1 pseudogene is annotated in these 321 nt (G+C 54.5%); it reads right to left on the minus strand.

The window, feature by feature from the left end:
* Positions 1-212: pseudogene (locus tag P0G09_RS16910) on the minus strand (phosphoribosyltransferase family protein); the annotation flags it as partial.
* Positions 213-321 lie beyond the last annotated feature (109 nt).

Raw genomic sequence — 321 nt, forward strand, 5'->3', positions numbered from 1 at the left:
TAGCTGGACACGACCATAAAATCAATGCTGCAGGGGATGTTCACAGCCCGCATCAGGTCGGCCATGAAAACCACCGAACCCTAGAGGATGGAGACGAGGACAAGGTTTCTGCCCTCGTAATCCCTGCTGATCTGTGCACCCAGTTCGGCAACCTTGGCTTTCAGTGCTTCCTCACTGACCAGGATGTTCTTGATATCGTCATTCATGCTCATGGGTTGTTCCTCCATTTTCCAATTCCAACTACAAGATCTGTGCAGTCTCCTCGTCCGGGGCCAGCCCCTCGGCAAAGCCCTCCCCACAGACCCACAGGATCTCGCTGCC

It is taken from the genome of Faecalibacterium sp. DFI.5.82 (assembly GCF_029076575.1).
In the GTDB taxonomy this organism is placed as follows: domain Bacteria; phylum Bacillota; class Clostridia; order Oscillospirales; family Ruminococcaceae; genus Faecalibacterium; species Faecalibacterium duncaniae.